Below are 572 nucleotides of genomic sequence, written 5' to 3'. Positions count from 1 at the left end.
CATCTGCTCCATCGCCTACCCCATCCTGGATTCGGCAGGCGAACTGGCCCCCAACCGCCTGCGCTCTGCCCAAGACCCGCTGATGGGAAAATAGGCGCGAACCCGCACGCCCACCATTGAGACACTCCCCTATGCAAACCCTATCCAAAAAAACTCTGGTCGCGGCCGCCCTGGTGTGGTCGTGCTCCGCTGTGATGGCCCAAAGCGTGGTGCTGGCGCAGGCCACTCCAGTGGATACCACCCCAGCGCAGAACGCCACCTCCGCCAAGGTTGACCGCGCACTGAACCAAGACGGCAACTGGTATTTCTCCTGGGGCTACAGCCGCCAGCAGTACGCGCCCTCGGACATCCATGTGTCCCAGCCCAGCCAGGGCAACGATTTCACGGTACACAACGCCAAGGGCAGCGATTTTCCGTCCAGCATTCCTGACACCATCAATTCACTCTTCAACCTGGACTTCACCAACCCGCAGGAGAACGTGCGCATTGGCAAGTTCATGAATGAGGAAAAGACCTTTGCCATCGAGTTTTCGCTAGACCATAGCAAGTACAACGTGGACGCTGGCCAGACC

General features: G+C 59.3%; 1 protein-coding gene. It reads left to right on the top strand.

Going from position 1 to position 572, the window contains the following annotated elements; genetic code table 11:
* Nucleotides 1–131: 131 nt before the first annotated feature.
* A partial coding sequence (locus AC1D1Y_RS26100; protein WP_477684907.1) for a hypothetical protein occupies nt 132–572 on the top strand: 441 nt, incomplete at its 3' end.

Source organism: Polaromonas sp. P1_G1, from assembly GCF_056405595.1.
This window is presented reverse-complemented; position numbering and strand designations above follow the sequence as displayed.